Source organism: Reticulibacter mediterranei, assembly GCF_016587455.1.
Genome location: NZ_BNJK01000002.1, coordinates 2,487,575 through 2,507,820, shown reverse-complemented (window position 1 = coordinate 2,507,820; position 20,246 = coordinate 2,487,575). Strand labels below are relative to the sequence as shown.

16 protein-coding genes and 2 pseudogenes are annotated in these 20,246 nt (G+C 51.4%); 7 read left to right on the top strand and 11 right to left on the bottom strand.

Going from position 1 to position 20,246, the window contains the following annotated elements:
* Positions 1 to 685 precede the first annotated feature (685 nt).
* From K3T83_RS58820 to K3T83_RS49795, 3 genes and pseudogenes are all read left to right on the top strand, one after another.
* Positions 686 to 1,114, top strand: a pseudogene (locus tag K3T83_RS58820) (DUF302 domain-containing protein).
* A 382-nt stretch (positions 1,115 to 1,496) separates the two neighbouring features.
* Positions 1,497 to 2,057, top strand: coding sequence for an RNA polymerase sigma factor (locus tag K3T83_RS49800; protein WP_220210584.1), 561 nt, complete (start codon positions 1,497 to 1,499; stop codon positions 2,055 to 2,057).
* On the top strand, positions 2,044 to 3,525 hold the full coding sequence (locus tag K3T83_RS49795; protein WP_220210583.1) for a WD40/YVTN/BNR-like repeat-containing protein: 1,482 nt from the start codon (positions 2,044 to 2,046) through the stop codon (positions 3,523 to 3,525). The genes K3T83_RS49800 and K3T83_RS49795 overlap by 14 nt, the downstream gene beginning before the upstream one ends.
* A 100-nt stretch (positions 3,526 to 3,625) precedes the next feature.
* On the opposite strand, the gene K3T83_RS49790 is transcribed toward K3T83_RS49795, so the two are convergent.
* The 4 genes from K3T83_RS49790 to K3T83_RS49775 form a co-directional block, all read right to left on the bottom strand.
* Complete coding sequence (locus K3T83_RS49790) at positions 3,626 to 5,542, bottom strand: S8/S53 family peptidase (protein ID WP_220210582.1); 1,917 nt, start codon at positions 5,540 to 5,542, stop codon at positions 3,626 to 3,628.
* Positions 5,543 to 5,670: 128 nt separating this feature from the next.
* Positions 5,671 to 8,691, bottom strand: coding sequence for a CHAT domain-containing protein (locus tag K3T83_RS49785; protein WP_220210581.1), 3,021 nt, complete (start codon positions 8,689 to 8,691; stop codon positions 5,671 to 5,673).
* A 93-nt stretch (positions 8,692 to 8,784) separates the two neighbouring features.
* A complete protein-coding gene (locus K3T83_RS49780; RefSeq protein WP_220210580.1) occupies positions 8,785 to 9,558 on the bottom strand; it encodes a hypothetical protein in 774 nt (257 codons plus the stop codon).
* A 148-nt stretch (positions 9,559 to 9,706) separates the two neighbouring features.
* Complete coding sequence (locus K3T83_RS49775) at positions 9,707 to 10,411, bottom strand: hypothetical protein (RefSeq protein ID WP_220210579.1); 705 nt, start codon at positions 10,409 to 10,411, stop codon at positions 9,707 to 9,709.
* A 504-nt stretch (positions 10,412 to 10,915) separates the two neighbouring features.
* Here K3T83_RS49775 and K3T83_RS49770 point away from each other — a divergent pair.
* Positions 10,916 to 12,076, top strand: a complete 1,161-nt coding sequence (locus K3T83_RS49770) for an exo-alpha-sialidase (protein WP_220210578.1) — start codon at positions 10,916 to 10,918, stop codon at positions 12,074 to 12,076.
* Positions 12,077 to 12,275: 199 nt separating this feature from the next.
* On the opposite strand, the gene K3T83_RS56795 is transcribed toward K3T83_RS49770, so the two are convergent.
* Together K3T83_RS56795 and K3T83_RS57510 are read right to left on the bottom strand one after the other, a co-directional pair.
* Entirely contained in the window at positions 12,276 to 12,482 is a 207-nt protein-coding gene (locus K3T83_RS56795) for a tetratricopeptide repeat protein (protein ID WP_236065252.1), read from the bottom strand.
* A 23-nt stretch (positions 12,483 to 12,505) separates the two neighbouring features.
* Positions 12,506 to 12,658, bottom strand: a pseudogene (locus K3T83_RS57510) (tetratricopeptide repeat protein); the annotation flags it as partial.
* An 81-nt stretch (positions 12,659 to 12,739) separates the two neighbouring features.
* Here K3T83_RS57510 and K3T83_RS49760 point away from each other — a divergent pair.
* The 3 genes from K3T83_RS49760 to K3T83_RS58310 all read left to right on the top strand — a co-directional run bounded on the left by K3T83_RS49760 (position 12,740) and on the right by K3T83_RS58310 (position 14,603).
* A complete protein-coding gene (locus K3T83_RS49760) occupies positions 12,740 to 13,339 on the top strand; it encodes a class I SAM-dependent methyltransferase (protein WP_220210577.1) in 600 nt (199 codons plus the stop codon).
* Positions 13,340 to 13,629: 290 nt separating this feature from the next.
* The gene (locus K3T83_RS49755; RefSeq protein WP_220210576.1) at positions 13,630 to 14,310 is read left to right on the top strand and encodes a DUF998 domain-containing protein; all 681 of its coding nucleotides are present in this window, start codon (positions 13,630 to 13,632) and stop codon (positions 14,308 to 14,310) included.
* 71 nt (positions 14,311 to 14,381) lie between these two features.
* A complete protein-coding gene (locus tag K3T83_RS58310; protein WP_220210575.1) occupies positions 14,382 to 14,603 on the top strand; it encodes an ester cyclase in 222 nt (73 codons plus the stop codon).
* 107 nt (positions 14,604 to 14,710) lie between these two features.
* Here the strand turns inward: K3T83_RS58310 and K3T83_RS49745 are convergent, their stop codons facing one another.
* From K3T83_RS49745 to K3T83_RS49725, 5 genes are all read right to left on the bottom strand, one after another.
* Positions 14,711 to 15,826 (bottom strand): hypothetical protein, encoded by a 1,116-nt coding sequence (locus K3T83_RS49745; RefSeq protein ID WP_220210574.1) that lies wholly within the window; start codon positions 15,824 to 15,826, stop codon positions 14,711 to 14,713.
* Positions 15,827 to 15,915: 89 nt separating this feature from the next.
* Positions 15,916 to 16,968 (bottom strand): FUSC family protein, encoded by a 1,053-nt coding sequence (locus K3T83_RS49740; RefSeq protein WP_220210573.1) that lies wholly within the window; start codon positions 16,966 to 16,968, stop codon positions 15,916 to 15,918.
* A 23-nt stretch (positions 16,969 to 16,991) separates the two neighbouring features.
* A complete protein-coding gene (locus tag K3T83_RS49735) occupies positions 16,992 to 17,567 on the bottom strand; it encodes an HdeD family acid-resistance protein (RefSeq protein ID WP_220210572.1) in 576 nt (191 codons plus the stop codon).
* 163 nt (positions 17,568 to 17,730) lie between these two features.
* Positions 17,731 to 18,879 (bottom strand): catalase family protein, encoded by a 1,149-nt coding sequence (locus tag K3T83_RS49730; protein WP_220210571.1) that lies wholly within the window; start codon positions 18,877 to 18,879, stop codon positions 17,731 to 17,733.
* Entirely contained in the window at positions 18,876 to 20,216 is a 1,341-nt protein-coding gene (locus tag K3T83_RS49725; RefSeq protein WP_236065251.1) for a Dyp-type peroxidase, read from the bottom strand. The genes K3T83_RS49730 and K3T83_RS49725 overlap by 4 nt, the downstream gene beginning before the upstream one ends.
* Positions 20,217 to 20,246: the final 30 nt, after the last annotated feature.

Sequence of the window (20,246 nt, the reverse complement as noted above, 5' to 3'; positions counted from 1 at the left end):
TTGATAGACTGTTTTCGCGGGCCTTGAGAAGACTGATGAGATGAGGAGAGAGGAAGCAGCTCATCCGCAGAACAATGACCAACGTTCCACCAATTTCATTCCCAAATTGACAGCTTTGAACGAGCCAAGAATCAAAGGCTACACCGAAGGAGACAAAAGATGAGAAAAGTGATCGTTTTGACCTATATGACGCTGGACGGGAGAAGGACGAGATCCGGGAGTGGGCAGTTGAGCACAACGACGACAGAGCGGTCAAGTATCACGCCGACCTGATGAGGAACAGCGATGGTCTACTCCTGGGCCGCAACATGTACGCGATTTTCGCCTTGCACTGGCCACGGCGTGTGGCACGGCGCAGGTGTAAGGACCTACTATAGCCAATAAAGGAGGCTGTTTTATGAAATTTTATCCGCTCCGATTTTCGTTTCATGAACCATCTCTTTCTGATGAGCCGATTGCTTGCTGCTTCAGCCCAATACCTCTTCTATGAGTTCGGGGCCTCTCCTGTTCCTGAAAATATAGTCAGTGTAGTCGTTGCTCCAGATGTTCCCATATCCATTCCAGAGTGCCTGGGAGGTGGGGACGCTGCTCCATTTCCACCTGCCTCCCCGCCACAGGCAGTCAACGCCATCAGGAGCAACAAGCTTCCTATGAGTAATCCGAGGAATCGTTAAGGAACCCGTCCATGACGACAAAAACATCATCCTATACCTTTGGAACCACGATTGAGGCTCCCTTTGATGAAGCGGTGAGGCGCATCACTGAGGCTCTCAAGCAAGAAGGCTTCGACGTGCTGACCACTATTGATGTGAAGGCCACTATGAAATCCAAGCTCAATTAGGACTTCGAGCGCTACACGATCCTGGGAGCCTGCAATCCTCAGGTTGCCCATCGAGCATTGGAACTCGATCATACCGTCGGGGCACTCCTGCCCTGTAACGTAGTCGTCCATGAAGCACACAGCCCCAGAGGAGCAGCATGGACCCAGGTAGACATTGCGGACCCAGTAGCCATGCTCAGCGTGATCCAGAATCCTGCGATGCAGGAACTCGCCAGGGAAGCCTGTGCCCGCCTGGAACATGCGATTGTCGAACTGCAAACCGGAAAAGAGTGAGTGAGGTGCTATCTGATGCCTTTGCTCGCTCAACACGAGCAGCGTAGCACCCAGGAGGAAGAACCCTCGTCATAACACTTAAGACGAAGAGATCTTCTCCTGGGTGCTACGCTGTTCTCCACACTCACTCAAAAGAGGGAGAACTACCGCACGAGCAGTGCGACCTGCTCCTCTGACTTCTCTTCTGACTCTGCCAGAGAAAATGGGAAAGGGCTAGCATATCGAATGCATTTAGCGACAGTATTCATTCGTAGTTGAGGACCCACCAGGATATGAAGCCCAAACGCACAGAACATTTTTGTCGGACTCGCTCATGTCACACTTTCGCTGCTGTGGTGATATTACTAGTAACTACAAATCTGCCGCAGGAGAAGGAACTTAGATGCAGCTATACCCGATAGAAGAAGGAAAGCATCTTTCTCGCGATATCAGACAGGTCGCGTTATATGATCACTACGGACCAATCATTTTTGGCTATCTGCTTCAGCATGCACCATCATTACAGGACGCAGAAGATGTGCTGCTGGAGGTCTTTCTAGCGGCACTGGAACAGGACAACCTGGCTGCCATACCTCCCTCAGCACAACTGGCATGGTTGAGACGTGTTGCTCAGAATAAATTAGCCAACGTCCACCGTACATCGTACAGGCATCCGCAGGTTTCGCTGGATTCAGTGACAGAGACTCTTTTCGATGAAGATGAACCAGAGCAGCAAGCACTCCAGCAAGAAGAGCGCAGGCATTTGCGAGAGCAGGTTCAGCAACTTCCAGTGCTACAACAGTACATCTTACAACTGCGTTATGGAGAGGGATTACGCTGCACGGAGATTGCCGCTCTGCTCAACAAACGTGAAGGAACCGTGCGCCAACTCCTTTCACGCACTATTCGCTTTCTGCGTCGTGTGTATCTTCAAAAGGAAGGTGAACAACATGCTAGAAAATAATGACTTGCTTCCAGAAGAACAGGCTCACCCCGAATTACAGCAGGATCTACAAGCCATCTACCAATGGAAGCCAGAAGAGAAACAGGCATATCAGCGTGTTCGCGAGCGTCTTATGCAGAATACGCAGCCTATTCCTGCGCCTGAACCTGTTCAGCTTCCCTCTCAGCAAAATCGGCCAGCATCAGATTCGCTCACATCCCCCATTCGAAACAAGCACCAGCGCTGGATACAGCGCATTAATACCTATGCGGCGGTATTCTTTGTTGCAGCGTTGGTGGGTGCACTGGCACTCACATTCTGGTCCATTCCTCATTCCAGAACACACGTAGGGACCTCGCCTTCATCGGACAAAGTCAGAACTCCTATCCTTCTCTACGAGGGAGTACGCCTTGCTATGATCACCGACCAAATTGGTTGGGCGATGGGCGATCAGGTAAAGAATCCCTTTTCAACCGTGCTCCATACCACAGATGGCGGCAAACACTGGCAGGACGTGACCCCCTCTGGAGCGAAACAGCTTGGCGAAATCTACGTTCTTGATGAGGAAATGGCCTGGGTGCCTCTCTATGAGCATTCTGACCTCCCCAATGCGGTAGCACTTACCATTGATGGCGGCAAAACATGGCAGCATTACCAGTGCCCAAACAAGTATCCATGTGCGGTAGATTATGTCGATCACGATCACGCATGGCTGACCTATCAGCCATCAGACACAACATCTGAATCTGGTGGTGTTCTGACAGGAAGTAGCACCCCTTTGGTATCTACGCAGCCAACACAGGCTACGAAGCAGGCGAAAAAGCCCGTACTCTACCATACGAGCAATGGAGGGAAGACCTGGCAACCAGTTGGTGATCTTCCCCCATCAGTCTTGAGCTTGCAATTCATCAATGATCAAACAGGCTGGCTAGAAACAATGGAGTTTAGTCAACAAGATCATGCACCCGTCTGGAGACTCTATATCACCCATGATGGTGGGCATAGCTGGAAAGAACAGATGCTCCCCAAAGCGAAAGGGATAAAGAGTCTTGGATATATGTCCCTACCGGTGTTTACCACAAAGGATGACGGGTATCTCTTTGCTGGCAAGGCCCTGAACCAGCAGGAGTATGTCTACACGACTCAGGATGGAGGAAACTCATGGCAGATCAACAGCAATGCACTCCCGGCTTACGTGTTTACACGGCAAGTTATCGATCAAAAACATATCATCGGAAATGCTCTCGATAATAGGAATTCATCAACAGTAGGGGTTGGTGACATCATTATGCTAACATTGGTCAATGGTCAATGGACGCAAACAAGATACCCGCTACCAAGCAAGGTCCATCTTATAGATGAATGCTTCATCTCTACGGAGGAGGGTATTATCATCGTAGATACAGCAGGGCATACTTTCGATGTCTTCAAGACCACTAATGGTGGTAAGACCTGGCAAAAGATCGGTTCACTGATCAAGGGTACTTGACGGATAGTGTCATGCAAAGGCAAAGGGGAATATATGAACAGCAGGGCTTTTTTAGCCCTGCTGTTTTGCCGCTCGGCAAAAGTTGATGCTGGGGATGAAATCAATCACCTGATGTACTCTCACTTACCCTATGCCGACAATCCTGAGTTGCTCGCAATCTGAAGCCTTCTATTGTCTCACCATTGGGAACGACATTTGCCCACTGTACACGCTGGTCTGCTGGAATCAAATTAGCGAGGAGCTTATACACACTCTCGGAACTGCCGGTCTGTTTCTTCCATTGTAGAACGCGAGCCACTGCTGCGCTCACAATCGGTGTTGCAAAGGACGTGCCAATCCAATAGGCCCAACCACTCTGATTGGGAGGCGTATAATATTGCTCAGGAGGGCTGGCTGGAGCCGCCGAGAGCGGTGGATAGACGACGTTACTGTAGATGCCAATCAGGGCATCGTTGAAGGTGACTTTGGGATGATCACTGCCAACATCCGTCGATTTCGGAGGAACCACTTCTCCTTTAGAGGGGTCTGGAAGCTCACCCCCCCACGCTCCAATGCCATGTGAGCCAGGATAACAGCTATAGGAGGCTGCATCACCAGTTTTCGTCACAGCCCCAACAGCAATGATATTCTCGATAGAATCACTCAGGGCGGCTGGATAGAGCGCCCGCGGACGCAGCATAGGGGAGGACATCGCCATCTCCCGACCATCTCCCTCGTTTCCAGCAGAAGCCACAATAACGACATCGGCATCCTTAGCTTCAGCCAGGGATCTCAGGATCTGCCACACTCCCTCTCGCAGGATGTTGTCAAAACCAGCATTTGGTGATCCGGGATCAGTTGTTGCCACCTCAATACCACTGCTCATTGCCTCATCCTCGGTTGGGATGACCAGGCTCAGATTAATGACTACAGACTTGCCAAACAGATCTCCTCTCTCGTTGGTATCCGGGTTCTTCTCTAACAGGCGCTGATAGATCTTGCAGAGGGCTGCTGTCAGCGTTTGCATATCACCCACACAGAGATCATTGAGCACACGAATACACTCGATATCGGCATTACAGGCGATATCACGCACCGTTCCGGCAATGAAAAGGCCATGATCTGGCAGAAGAATGGGGTAACGTTCGCCGTAGACATCCTTGCCAACCCCCGCTGCATTGCTGTGCTGCATGAGGAATACCCCCTGTACGCCGGACATCAAGCTGTAATCAAATGTGACCGTTTCCTGGACAGCATGCAGGAGCCCATTGGTGTTCCCGGCGTTTTGCACGGCATTAGCTATGAAGACGGGTTCGGGTAATGCATCGAGAATAAAGACTTTTACGTCATCGCCCTTGCTCTCTTTTAACTCAGGGTGTTGATCTAGCTCAGGCACTTCGATGTGCCAGTCCGAGCAATTGCTGTCCACCGGGGCAGGAGGGCTAACCGGGCACCCTTGAGTGATCTGAGTTCCTCCACACAGCCAGGTCGGGGCCGCAAACGCTATGTGCACCCCTTCCTTATTCAGACCGACTACACCCTTGTTGAGCGTATTCACCACGGTAGGGACCAGTGCTCTATTATTCTGATCCTTGCTGTGTCCCTGCACAGGTTCTTTGATGAGGTGAAAAAAGCCATGAACGCTGGTCTGGATCGTGGCAAAGTCTTTTTTAATGGCATCCTTTAAGCCGAAGAGATAGACGCCCTGGTACAACTGCGAGCTCTCATCGCTGTCGATTTCATTGACAGAAGGACGTTCTTTTGAGGGATCTGGGGCTGGAAGATCCCTATCGTCCAAAAAGGCGAGCCTGACAGGATTCTGGGCAGTCGGGTCAAGCTGGTCGCTGAGGAACTGATTGATCTGCTGCAACTGCCAGGGCAAATTTAACCCTTTTAATAGTCGATCCCGGTTGAGCATTCCATCTGGCGTGATGAGCGGGATGTCCGAATGAAACACGATCATGACCTGATCATCCCGCCAGGTCGTGTCGTGCATATTCATCTTCATATTCTCCATTGGTGGCATATCCTGATGCATATTCGTCTCCATGTCCTGCTTCGCGTGGAAGCGCTATCAAGGGTACATAGAAGTTCAATACTACTTCTACCCACCAAACGATGAAGCGCTCCTTTTTTGGGGTCGATTTGCCTGAACAGGAATGTTTTTTATGACGGGTGATCAATGTGATACTTCAATGGACTGACATCACCGACGAGACGGAATCCCGCCCAGAAATAGGGGTGAGCATACCGTGAATCTGTCTGGCGCAAGAGCTTACATTGAGCCGACCGCAGTGCCTGCACCTTGCTCTCTCCTTGCAAAAGATGTTGGTAGAAATGTCGCATGAGTTCGTTGGTCGAGGTATCTTCTACAGCCCACAAGCTGATGACGAGAGAGGCTGCCCCGGCAGCGAGGAAAGCCGTCGCCAGCCCCAGTTGTTCGTCGCCCCCGCCGCTCAAGGCTAATCCGGTTTCACAGCCGCTTAATGTGACCAGTTCGCAGTGGTGTAAATCGAGGCTGAAGGCATCGAGGGCGTTGAGCTGTCCGTCGGCTAAACGCACATAGGAAAAATTTGGGGCATCCAATCTGTTTCGACCGTGCGTCGCGATGTGAAGGAGAGGACTGGACGGCGCTTGCTGAAGCAGGCGAGCAATAGTGGCTTCTTCTTCAAGATAGTAGTCGCCACCTAAGAGGGATGCTATCGCTCTTGCCTCATCGTGGACTCGTTGCAAATGTCCCTTATATGAATAACCAAACACTAACGGAGGTCTTCTTACTGTTCTTTTTCCCGTATCTTGGCACTGATCGATACGCAGAGCAAGATGCGTCAACAGGCTACTTGCTGGAAGATAGTTTATCTGGTAATGCTCAATCAAGAAGCGAGAGCCGTCATAGAGGGCATGAAATGGGAGTTTATGGAGTGAATTATAAGGGACGATAGTTACGCATCCTGATGCGCGAGGCAACAAAGATGTGATCGGCGCTATCAAGAGCATATAGAGCTTCTTGAGCAAGCGACGAAGGACGCCCTGTGATGCCGATGTACCGAACTTGCCCTGTGCTTGAAAATTGGCATGAAGGAGAAGCAACAGGTGCTCTAATTCGGCCTGTCCATCTGGCTGTTCATAAACCATCAATTTTTCTGCTGTGATCGCAAAAATGACAAGCTTCCCCTGATGAAAATAGTAGGAGAGAAGCAGGTGATCTGGAGTAAGATACTGGCGTATCTGCGCAATATCTGTGTGTTGTATTCTGGGTATTGCCTGTTCTCGCCGCTTCACTTTCCTGGAACGAGGGGTGGCTGATTGTGCAGGGAAACTCGCTTCGTAGAGATAGAGGCGCTCAAACAGTTCATTCAGCTTTTCCTCACAATGCTTGAGCTCAGTTGCGATGAGATCTCTCCTCAGTTCTGGCGAGAGCGAGGTATCAATTTCTGTGAGAAGCGTGCTGTATTTGCGATGTTGCTCCTGCCAATCTCTGAGTTCGTATTGGGTGCGCAGAATCATGGGAGAAATCGCATTTCCCGCCTGTATGCTCTTTGGGAGGGCCGCGCCAGATCTGCCCAGGCGCTGGCGAAGGGCCATAGATCGTGCCTGTTCGAGATAGTAAAAAGCCTTCTCTGGTTGAGACTGCTGAAGGCACAGCGCAATCATATCATCATAGACTGCCCAAGTGGTGCGTAGGAATGATGGTGAGAGATCATAGACGAGATCATCAAGCATGCGCTCGATCTGCGCAATAGCGGCTGCATAGTGCTTTGCTGCCCTGGAGAGTTTGTGCTGAAGAGCAAAGACTTTTCCTAGAAGATAGTGGCCTTTATAGATTTCTCCTTGCAAATGATGCTGACGTGCCTGGAAGATAACCTGCCTGCACAGCCCTACTGCCTCCTGGAACAGTGCCGCTTGCAGTTCCTTCTCCTCAAGGAGAGCTGATTGCCGTGCATTGGCAATCAATGCACTGGCAATCAGAAGGCTGGCCTCAAGGGAGCGAATGACAAGCCCTTGAGCATCATAATACCGTTTGACCTCTCGTGCTTGAGCATAAGCTGGAGTGAACAATCCCATCTGAAGCAAGATCTCTGCTTGCTGGAGCCTGGTCGCAAAAGCGTATGGTTCAAAGCCACCATGAGTAAAAAGTGTCCACGCTTCATCAAGAATACCAATAGCTGCTTCGAGCCTATTTGCCGCTAACAGTGCTTTCGCATGTTCATAGAGTGCGTTACCTGTATTCCATGCCATGCCAGATTGCCGATAGATCTTCACCGCTTCTTCCGACACCAGACAAGCCTCCCTCGCCCTATCCAGTTTCACAAGACAGTTCGCCATATACAGCTTGAGTTCAGCCAGAACGAAGGGATTCTCTACGTTCTCCTGAGTCATGCCATCAAGAGCCTGATAGTAGCGCCGCAATGCTGAACCATAATACCCTTGTGTGTAATCAAGATGAGCCAGTTCATACTCAACAACATGCACTAATGCCGTTTCTTTCAGAGTAGTAAAGCTCGCCTGTGCTTGTTGGAGGAGTTCGTAAGCGCTGATCAGATCGCCAAGTAAGGAAAGGCTTCTTGCCTGGTTGACCTGAGTGATCGCTATGGACCGCTGAAGAGATAGCTCATTTTGATCGGTGGCTGTAGCAAAAATGGCGAGTATTTGTTCATAGAGCTTGAGGGCCTCCTGGTATTGACCTCGAAATTCATAGATGACAGCCACATTATTATTGATAACGCCAACCCAATAGAGCTCATTTAGTTGCGAAAAAACGAGACGAGCTTGCTCTGCTACTTGCAGTGTATCATCGATACGACCGAGCCAACCTGCTGATGTGACCCAACTGATGCGAGAGCGTGCCCAGTTTGCCTTGTCTCCCACAGCTAAAAATTCCTGCGCAGCAGCATCTAAATGCTCCAGCGCCGCTTCATGATGTCTAATCTCAGACAAGACATCGCCTTTTGCCTTGAGGCCAAGCGCATGCGATGAAAGATGTCCTGTAAGTTCGCCGAAGAAGATGAGCAGTTCGGCTATCTTGAGCGAGAGAAAAGGAGTGTAGAGGAGTCGCAGAGCTTCATCCGCCAGCCATTCGCCAACAATGGTATGATCGGCTAGTGCCGTGATATGCTCTCGAATGTAGGCACGACCTTCTTCCAATGTATAGTCGCGTAAATACCGTAAAAATAGTTCTTTCTCCATATACGATGGTTCACTCTCCCCACGAACGAGTGCATGGCAGCCCCTGTCTACAGATGTAGAGCTAAAGGTCTACCGCCAGAAATAAAGTAAACATCAACTGTGATCGATAACCAATCCTTCAACAATTATTTCGCAGCCTGGAAGATGGATCACCATGACGTATTCTCCAATGGGTACAGGTTTGAAGACAACATTGCCCATATCATCTATTTGCGTCCATAATGAGGGGAGAGATTCCCTTTGCTCACTCGTAGTACCAGCAGGCCAGGGTGCAGTATAGAGTTCAGCAAGCATACCAGTCAGGGCTTCCACATCCTCGTCAGGATCAGTACAAGTCAAGACACCGAGGAGGATATGCTCACCGCTGTTGGTGTGGGAAAGATGTAAGGAAATGTCAACTGATCCAGATGTATATTGACGAGGCCAGGATGACTCCCACTCATCGTTGCGCAATGCAAGTTGCATCTCTGGTTGTTTGACGAGCATAGCAAAAATGCGGCGTGCAGGGACAAGCGGAGGAAAAGAAAACATGGAAAATTTGACGGGTGGAGTTCGCAGAAAGCGGTACGTGTCCTCGACTTCGGTGCTACAGAGCGGACAATGTATGACATGGTTAGCGATATGAAGGCGTTCGCTCTCAGAAAGAGCACCTGCTGCATAGAGGCTGAGTTCTATTCCTGCTGGGCATTGACTGCGATAGCAGCACGAAATCAGAGATGCATAGCTTTGTTGATAGTGGACGATGCGCTGTTGGCAAACTTCGCATTGAGCAAGGTGGCTTTGTGCCTCCTTTGAGAATGTTTCTCCGTCGAGAGCAAAACCAATCAGCTTCTCGTCGCTGGGAGCGGCATGATGGAAACAATTCATCGTTCGTCCTACCTCTATCTCTATCTCTATCTTTTACTCTGTAGGGTTATTCGCGCTACTATGATACATTCTCTTCTTCTATTGTAGGAACGATACGCAGGTCATTTTCTTGAGTATTGTTACCCTGTATTGCACCACAGCGGCACGTTTATTTCCCCTCAGAAGTGAGTCGCCAGCGCAGTCGATCCGCATTGCGCCTCAAGCGTTCTTCAACATTACGGTAGATGCGATAGATTTCATATACATCCTTGAACTCACCAGGACATTGCTCGATCACCTGTCTGGGTTTGAGGCCGCAATAAATGATTAAAAATGCGACGCGCTTTTCTTGCCTGGACGGCAGGATGCTGGTAATAGCATCCCAGAGATCAATGCTTTCGTCATGTTCTTCAGCGACTGGCTCCTCGAACGAGAAATCTGCACCAGGTTCAGGCAGTCGCAATACCGGTCGCGAGTGAGCCCGTATGGTATCTCTTACCGCTCCATCGACACATGCCTTCAAATAAAAGAGTACAGAACGCATTGACTGAAAGTCAAGGTTCTGGTTGCGACTGGTAGCTTGCCAGAAACGGGAGAAAGCAGAATCAATGTAATTCTCTTCGCTGTCGTAACGCAAAGCAGTGTCTTGGCACGGATGACGGTGTAGCCATGCCTTCATCAGACGCCTGAAACTTCGCACCACTACATTCCATGCTTGTTCATCCTGATTGATGAGAGCACGATAAAAAATCTCTAGACAATAGCGATCAGTAGATGGTTCCTCTCCGCCGAATTTCTTCATTTCGTGCTGGCAACGCTCTTCGAGCATTACTAGGCTCATCTGACCAGGAAGATCTTCAGTATCTCTACCCATTGCTCACGCCCTGTCTTCTGTAGCTGCGCTTGTTCACATTCTCCTCTATGCTCATCTCGCTGCATATGTCCACAGCAATTCCGCTCGTGTGGAGAGTCGCAGAAAAACGCAGATATGCCCTTATGCAATATTACGACACAATGATAGACGTATTCATCCTTGTAGATTTCAAACGACCAGACAGCGCGAGACGATAAATTGCGCGAGAAATGTGATGCATTTCACACCATAAACCCATAAGTGCAGGATATTATAGAAGTATCGTTTTCTCGTTCTTCCCAGAGAAAGGATACTTCTATGAAACTGCTAAAAAATTTTTCTATGAAATCTCTTGCTTCATTTTATGCCCTTCGAAAACTTGCTAACTTTCATTTGAAACCAGTATTTCATACACTAGGAACTACGTTCCTACTGTTTCTCCTATTGAGCGCCTGCAATATACCAGGATCGTCCACAGTCAAAAAGCTGGTGCCAGCTCCTCTACCAAAAATTCCAGGCTCTGGAGTGCTTGTTAATAACACAACCCTCTCCATTCAAAGCGTCCAGGGCTGGACAGGCTTTGGCATGCACATGATTACAGCGCAGGTGGGATGGGGAATGAGACCTCAAGATGATAGTGGTGTAGGAGGAATATTGTATCGCACTACTGACGGTGGCAAGCATTGGCAGCTTCTCTCCCGGCCATCCGAGCTGACCGCGCAGCCCTTTCAATTTTGGGTCTTTGACGAGACTATGGCTCTGCTGGTCCCGGTTGACATTTCCGGCTATCCTCATTCACGTCTGTTCTTCTATCGAACAGATGATGGCGGAAAAACCTGGCAGCGCCATGACTTTCCCAGAACCCCTGTGATGAAAGACACCTCAGCGACCTACAAATGGACATTTCTGGATCATCATCAGGGCTGGGTGACTGCCGCACCGAATATGATTGGTGGCTGTGGCGGCGGACGGCCAGTCCCAATGGAGCCCGTAGCATATGAAGTACTGTTTCATACCACAGATGGTGGAAAGACATGGCAGCAGGTGAGCCAGTTGCCCTTTAAATATGATATTAACGGCCTCACCTTTATCAATGCTCACACTGGCTGGTTGGCTGCCGAGGTCGATGACCCACAGCACCCTTTTCCTGACCTGCATGACTATCCCTCAACGCTCTTTGTTACACACGATGGTGGCATCACCTGGCAGCAACACAACCTGACCTTGCCCGCGCAGGAGGTCAATCGACCATACTCAATCCAGCCTCTTTTTGAAACAGCTCAAGATGGCAACCTTCTAGTAACTTTTCGTGGTGGGAAGAATCTGGAGATAACCCATCATTATCAGTATACATTGCAAGATGCTGGGAAAGCCTGGAAAGTAAATGGAACATTGCTCCCTAACACAACCAGCAATAGTGACGATTCCTCTTACACAGTAATAGACGGCAATCATATTCTGGAAAGTGGGTGGAATGAAGATACAAAATATGCTACTCTTTACACTTTAAATAAGAGGCAGTGGGTCAAATCGCCGATGAAAAATCCATTTGAACGATATATGGCGCAGTTCTTTTCCTCCCAACAAGGGGTGGCTCTGGCTGTAGAGTCAAATACAGCGATGGGGATATACAGGAGCAGTGATGGCGGGAAGACATGGGTGAAGGTTGGGAACGTGCCTCTATGATTCTTAGCCCTATTCTTGAGCTAGTAAGCTCATCATTCAGCAGGAAAAGAGCTACAAGGAGAGCCATCATCAGAAAAGCACATCCTTTACCGCCCGGGAGCAAGGCCTCTGGAATGCCCACCTGCCCCTTGAAGATGTCAAGTGTCACACCATTTTGGGCGTTTTGACTGCACACAGCGGGCAGATCACGCTTCTCAACTCATGGCTGCTGAGATGTGATCTGCTCGTTTTCCCCCTTCGTGTGATCCAGATGCGCTCTCTCCAGATCTGCTGCTTTCTGGGGCTTGCTCAATGCGCTCAGCACCGCCCGCAGGCGCTCGCGCGTCTCGTACGTCTTGGGATGGTGGACCCCGAGAGATTGTTCCCAAATCGATAACGCTTGCTGTCGCCCAGGCTGTGAAGGCAAGAAGCAAGCCAGGGATGGTACGGACCCAATGCCTGTTCCCGCAGGTGTAAGGCTCGTTGCAGCAGGGGTTCGGCCTCCGAGTATTTCCCTTGCTTAAACGAACAATCAGGGCCAGTTGTTCGGTAGAGAACGGTTTCCCTCCTTTGTGCTTGCCGGGAAGAACCTCCCCTTGTAATCTCTCCTCAGAATAGCATATTTGGTAGCAAACATGCTGTTCCTAAATTTGAACAGAGAAGGAGAAAGATGGAAAATAGAAAATGAAAAGCAAACACCACACACTTGATGTTGAACTCTTCGAGCGCTGGGGATCGACGTACGAACGTTCCTGGATGCAGCAACACCTGTTTGATCCGGTTCACTCTGCCGTATTACATCAAGCCGCCAGCCGCTTCAAACCGGCGAGTGTGCTGGATATCGGCTGTGGGAGCGGGAGACTCTTGCGGAAAGTGCATGACTATTGGCCGGAGGCACGCCTTTCTGGGGTCGATCCGGCGCACAAAATGCTGGAAGTCGCACGCCAGCTCACACCAGAGGCTCGCTTCTCCATGGGTTCCGGTGAGGCATTGCCACTGGAGGATGCCTCGGTCGATCTAGCGTTCTCGACCATCTCTTTTCATCACTGGCGAGATCAGGCTGCCGGTGTGCGTGAGGTCGCCCGAGTGTTGCGACCTGGTGGCTCCTTTCTTCTCGCTGATTTCACCTTACCCACCTGGCTTGCATGGCTGCTTCCACGTGTTCACAGTGCAGCGCAGATGCGCATGCTTTTTGAACAGGCGGGTCTGGATGTACAGGCGCAGCCGGGCCCTGTTGCGCGCTTTGTGCGTATCACCATCGGTACGAAGATAGCAGATGATTGACGCCGATTTCTTCCATGACTCTTCGGCACTGCAAGTGGCTGGTGGAGGAGTGCTGGTCGCGGGCTACTGCCTGGATTTTCGGAAATGCTTGACGCATGTTGAACTTTCTCACACGCAGCGTGGATGCGTATGGAACCCACATGTGGTTATGTCTTGTGCCCACCTCTCTCGGAAGTCGGCCTGGCTTTCTCCTGATCACGACTTTCACAGGAGGAGCCTGTTCACCAAAGCAATCATGAAAGGAACACACGATCATGACTCCCTCATCTTACGTCAAAGGAGAAAAACACATGGAAACCTCAGCACAAAGTACTGGAGAGCAGTCAGCGGCGATGAGACTGCTGCTGGCTTGCGGTGTCATTGCTCCGCTGCTCAACAGTGTTGTCATTCTCATCCTTGGGGCCATACGCCCTGGCTACAACGCCTGGATAGTCCCCGACAGCAATCTCGAACTAGGGGATGGTGGATGGATACAAATCAGCAACTACATCGTCACCGGAGCGCTCCTGCTCGCTTTTGCCATGGGGATGAGGCTGCGCCTTTGCACCGGACGTGGTTCTACATGGGGACCCATCCTGCTCGGCATCTATGGCCTCACCTTCATCGCCACCGGGCCTATCCTTCCCGACCCGGCGCTAGGATACCCACCAGGAGCGTCGAGCGCGCTCACCATTCACGGAGCCATTCATATCATCTTTGGTCAACTTCAGTTCACTTCGCTGATTGCGGCTTGCTTTGTGCTGGCACGGCGCGATGCGGCGCTCGAAAGGCGTAGCTGGTCCTGGTATTCGGTTGCCACTGGTCTGCTGGTCGCCGCCTCTGATGTCGCCTTCGTCCTCACCGCCAAATTGTTAGACGGGGGACCAACAGGACTCATTGAACGGATTGGCATTATTGGCGGCGGCATTTGGATCGCTCTGCTGGCGATTCGCCTGATGAACAGATCAGTCCCACGCGTGTCTGGCGAATAAATGGGTCTGTCAGAAGTATCAAAAAACCACATCCTCTCACACGAAGGATACATGTGCTCTGATACCTGCAGATGACTGGAGGTGGAACTCAACGAAGCGAATTCTTTGGCATACCAGCAACGAATAAGTATGCCCGATGGATGTCTGCCGGAATCTATAAAGTGGAGCATGGAAAAATCAAGGAGCGTTGGATCGATGTTACTAGATTGCCGCTTTTGAGGCAGCTTGGCATCCTTCCAGCGGTCCCATTGGAAGTGCTGCCAATCATACGCCCGGAATCGCTCAAAGGATAGAGAATTCTCATTTGGCGTGAACCCATTTCATTCCGATGTGACGCTGTACATGGCATTGTTATCCAGGTCCAGGGCAGTGGGCTGAGTTGGTTTGTCATACTCGTCTCCTACTTCAAGATCTTTGTCACCATATTGATCACAGCCGGAACAAAAGACGTGAGCAGAGGCAAGAAGAGGGTGAGTCCTAACCGTTTTGAGAAGGAAATCGCTACCGGCCATGTGGGGAAACTCGCCTTCACTTGATCATAGTGCTTCTGGAGGGCCGCTAATCGCTCAGTTTTTTGGGTAATAGCATCCGTTGGTATTGCCGCTGCCTCTGCTGTCTCCGTCTCCTCGATAGTTTTGTCAAACGCATCGGCAAGTCCCTGTAAATGCGCGTTGCGCGCTCGCACCATTTCCCGATGAGGTAATGCTAACCATGCCGCCAGCATAGCGGGAAATAAGATGAGGTAGCCGAGAAGAAGCGTGAGGACATAGACGTGGTCCGTCGTTCGTGAACTCAGAGAAATGACAAAACAGAGTCCTCCAGCCAACAGGACGGTGCTGATCCACAATAGCTGTTGTAGTGCCCCCAGTCCTCCTGAGCCGTCAGGATGCAAAGGGAACACGTTGATCGTGAAGAAATGGAAGACGCGATTGATAGTGGCCGCTACAAGTAAGAGCCGCACAATACAGAGAAGAGCAACATAGCCGATAAGCGTGTTGAGGCAGGCGAGAAGCAGTTGTGTCCAGTGAGCGTTGCTAAGCAGTGTTTCTCCGTGATGCAGAGAAGGAGATAATTGGTAGGACCAGAACAGGACAACGATCAAGAGCGCCACAATGTCCAACCAGGGGGAATGAGTCTGGCGAGAGAGGGTTGTGACAAGATCCTGATACGTCATTTCCCCTGATCTATCCTCCCTATAGTTTCCAATCGTCCCAGTCCTCCACAGTTGGTTGAAGACGTTCGCCATTGCGATGGGAAAAAAGATATATACTCCCATCACGAGCGGGACCGCAAGCGACCCCAAAAGCAGTTGAAACAGGCTGATTTTCTCAAATGTCATCGTCGCCAAAAAGCAGCACACTGCCAGGAGACTAATTGCGGCAATCAACCCCCAACGAATGAGCCACCAATCGTGCTCCCCTGTTGGAATTTTGAACGTCACTAATACATCATAGAAATCCCTGGGCTGAATGATCTCAGTTGATAGTGGTGTCTCCATCTCATCGCGACCCTTCATAGAAGAAAACTGCTCAGATGCAGGCGATGAACTGATCGATTCCGCTCTTCGTCCCTGAAAAGACTGAAAAATGAACTGTGTCCCTCCAGTCAAGACACTTCTGGCACGGCTTCGTTTTTCACCAGCCATGCCTGGTTCAGCGCCGTGATCACCAGGACGATCCCAGAGCCGATTAAGATGGCAAGCACACGCCATGCGATGAAGGCGTGGTCGGCATGCCCAATACTGGCAACGAGCAGGATCAGGTTCGTGAGAAAGAAAAGGTGAAGCACGTAGTTGAGTTCTTTGACGGTGAAAGCAAGGAAGGTGACTGGTATAGCAAGCAGTCCTCTTACCAGATCACTTTGTACAAGAGCAATCGTAAGGTCTGCCAACACCGCACCAAGCAACGTCGCCACAATATTCTGGAGTATCAACACCATTGAGGCCCTCTTCTGTGGCCTGGCACAGATAATGACGGTGAGAGCTGCCCAATAGGGATAGGGTCCACTGAGAACCCAACCGATCCCCGAGGCAACAGCGGCCCCCAGCGCACGCAGCACACTAAAGCGGAACAATGGCGAGGTCCACGTAAGGCGCGTGGTGAGTGTGTTGAGCGCTGGTCGTATCCTACTATGTGCTTCATTTTCTGGGATACGATGGCCTGCCTGAAGCCTTGCAAACACAAGCGCGAACACCAACAAACTCGCCCCACCCAACAGGAAACCCACTGCCGATGACCACGCCGTGGCAGGACCAGCGCGAGTACTCAGTGAAAGCACAAATATGATCGTCAAGAGGGACCCTACCCCTGCGATAGCTTGACCAAAGGCGGCGAGCAGCCCACTGAGTAGGACAACAAGAAAGATTTCTATCCCTTCTACCCACCACAATCCACCAATGAGGCGGCCAAGCGCCGTCATGAACGCGCCACCCACAGCAATCATCAGCAAGCTCTTTGCCTGCATGCGCGAGAATGGGCCAACGTTTCCAAATGCAGTGAGCAACGCACCAAACATAACCTGGCCACCAAATGCAACATGCCCAAGCAGGCCCAGGACGACCAAAGGCAGAAAGAGCGCCAGCGCGGTGTAGCACCCTTTCACTGGATTGAGCCTGGCACCAGGTGTACTCTGGAAAAGTACCGCACTTCTCTTCATCATCCACTCCTTACGCCTGTTCGGTTCTACGTTGGGGTTTGCTGGATCGAAGCTCTCAGAGCACTGTTGTGTAAGCGAAAAGCCCCAAAAATCGCGGCCACACCACCAATGAGAGCAAAGATCCCAACGACCAGTGGCAAAACAAATGCGGCCATAAGAGGAGCGGAGAGCAGCACTACTCCGAGAAGAATATTCAAGATGCCAAGAATAACGGCACCAAATCCACCACCACGGAACGCCTCAAAGATCTTGATCCCCCCTTGTATCAAGGATTGGACAGCTAACACCAGCACCACAAGCGCCGGGATGAACAAGGTACTCCAGAGAGGATGGCGAATGATGACCAGCCCTGCCAGAATCCCAAGAATACCAGAGCACAACTTCCATCCCCACAGGGAGTGATCAACAAAGAGGTTCACGAGGGCGAGCACTCCCACAATGAGCCAGTAAAAACCCAATACCTGGGTGAGCACTAGCGTGGTCATGCCTGGCGAAGTCAAGAGCAGAACACCAATAATGAGAGCAGCAATCCCTTCTAATAACACCATCCACCAGGGAAGATGCATAAGTTCTTCCGACGTAGACATCCTCTGTCTTTCCATTGCGATCTCTCCTTTCTGTGCATTGACAAAAATAAAGAGTTTGGACGAGCCATGTTTTGTCGCCTCGCGAGGGCAAAGCTGTAGCTCTTGATACAAGGTACTGGAGCCACAGGATCGCTGCCCTCTCTACTGCATGCGAGATCCGTCTGAATAGTCAGGCACCTCACGGCTTTGCCGGAGGCGATCCGACGACACCAAAGACTTCTGCAAGGTTCTTCGGCTCCTTACGCACCTGATGATTAAGTTGATGGCGCTGAAGAGACGATTGGCGGTACACCTCCTTACGCGCACGCATGATGTTGCCAAGCGGGCGATGCTCCTCAGTGCAACGCCAGGGTGTGATCGAGACAGCATCCATCTGCTCCTGATTCTCTTGCCCCGATATATCCTGCTGCGGCAGGAGCACCCTTGCTACCGTGACGAACGGCGAGAGCTGTTCCGGCCACTCCACAGTTACATCCTCAATTGGCATCTTCTCCAGATCCACACACAACTGTACCTGCAGATCAAAGGTGCAGGGGTGCTCTTGTAACTCGGCGACCAATGCAGGATGAAAGACCTCCTGGGCGGACGTTCGATCCAGAAGGCGGCGAGTCACCTTCTCCGCAGACTCCTTTGTCGGTGCCGCACGCACTTTGGCCACATATTCACCGTGACGCACGGCCCCCATAGTCCAGTAAGTGGAGAGGAGGAGATTGACTGGTTGAAGATGCTGAAACGATAAGAAGGCGGCCAGCTCATCCCAGGCCCAATCCTCCGGGGCTAATGTCCCCATACCTGTCACCCAGTCGTGAAGGAATTGGTGGAAGCCTGGCTTACCACGGCTGAAATACTCATCTGCGTGCAAAAACAAATACTGGATAAACAGATAATGTTCTACCGTGTTGCAGAAAAAAATGGGAGCGTTGATGAGCGCGTAATCGAAGGTATGGGAGTCTGGCTCGTCTTCCAGCAGCGTCTGGCCGTCGATGCCAAAGAGTTTGAGGCCCATGCCCACTCCATTGCCCAGACGGGCGTCTGCTCCGGCATGGGGAGAACCATTGGAGAAACGGATCAGAGCCTCGTGTTGACCAGGTCGTGCATAGATCCCCTGGGCGTACTCTGGGGCAAGCCCGCCGAGAATGTCCACCTCCGCTCTGACCAACCCATAGCCTTTGGCATGCGCATCTCGCACCGCTCGCCCAACGCCCTCAGCCTTGACCGATCCGGTGATATACTGCCTGGTGCGCTCTATGACCGTCTGCAGGGCCTCATCGAAGTGAGGATCAGCATGCTCAAGCTCAGGACTGTAGCGCACAAAGTTTTGTGTCATGGTGTTTCCTCCGCTAGCCAGTGTAAAGCTCGCAGCCCGGGCAGAAAGAGGTATTCACCGCCGCGAGTGGTCACGAACTGTGGCAATCCGATGAGACGTTGGCGGATGGGCTGCTTGGGGATGGTAAGTACGCCTGTCCCGTCATTGGGCCCATTGAGTGGATCTTTTTCGTTGGTGGCCCCAATGAAGATCCCTTGATTGACCCACTCACTCTCGACAAATTCGAACTGCCGCTCAAGTGAGGCTCCAACGAAGATGAAGATGATACCCCTATCGACTCCATCGTCCTCTAGAGCCCCTTCAGGAAGCAGTGGACCATAGCTCATCCCACGGCGTATCAGGCGATGACGATTGACCTGGACTGCCTCGTGCTTGAAGTGGTCGCGCGGATTCATACGCCGGATATGTGAGCCTGGTGGGCATTTGAAGCCCTTGGGATCGTCGTCATAGTACAGAAAATCGTTGTTGCGTTTCAGGTCGGCACCAAGCTCCGGGTCATCGTGTTCTGGAGAGAGCGCCAGTGGCGCACCGCTGCGCCAGCGACCAACCATCTTTGCTGCCACCCATTCTTCCTGCTCCGCGCTCGTGGAATGAGCTGCCAGGTATCGACGGAACGCAGGCACATCCTGGTGCAGTTTTCTGAAGGCCACATACGACCCGTTGCGACCCAGCACCTCTGGCTGAGGCATCGGAGACAACCTTCCTGACTCATCAGGATACCCCAGAACAAACTCACCGGCCTTGAGCGGAGCTTCCTGGGGATTGCTGCCAGTGAGACCGCTCCCCTCAATCGCCGGTTGGCCGATACCATCGCGAAAGCCGAAGTGCTCACGTCCGGTGGGAAGTTGAGCGCAATCCTGCCGGTAGATTACCGTCACCCCAGATAACTCTTGGTAGGACTGCTTTGCACGAGAGAGAACCTGCTCCAGACGAGTGCGATCAGGCGCGGTCACAGCAATTGCGAGATGGACCTCCGAGGAGCCAAGCGGCTTCTCCCAGTGATCGGGGTGGTTCTCGCCCGTATCGCCAATTTCTTCCGCACGTGCAACCATTCCTTGTTGGAACTCCGGTGAGAAGCTTTCAAGCGATGCTTGTGGAACGCCCAACGCCTTAAGACCGCGATAGGAAAGCGCCACCATCACCCAGGCATCTCCCGCCGGGCTGGTCACATCGGCAGCCGATGCGACCAGAGGAGTAAGTCGCTTCAGCATCGCACGCCCGTCCGCTGGATTGTCAATACGCAACAGCAGGTACGTCGCTACGTAGGGCGTTTGACGAGGACGGAGCACACCGCTCTGAATGTCGTTCAGTTCAAGTATGGCTGTCGTTCCTTGCATCACTGTCTTCTCCTGGTTGATGAGCGATGG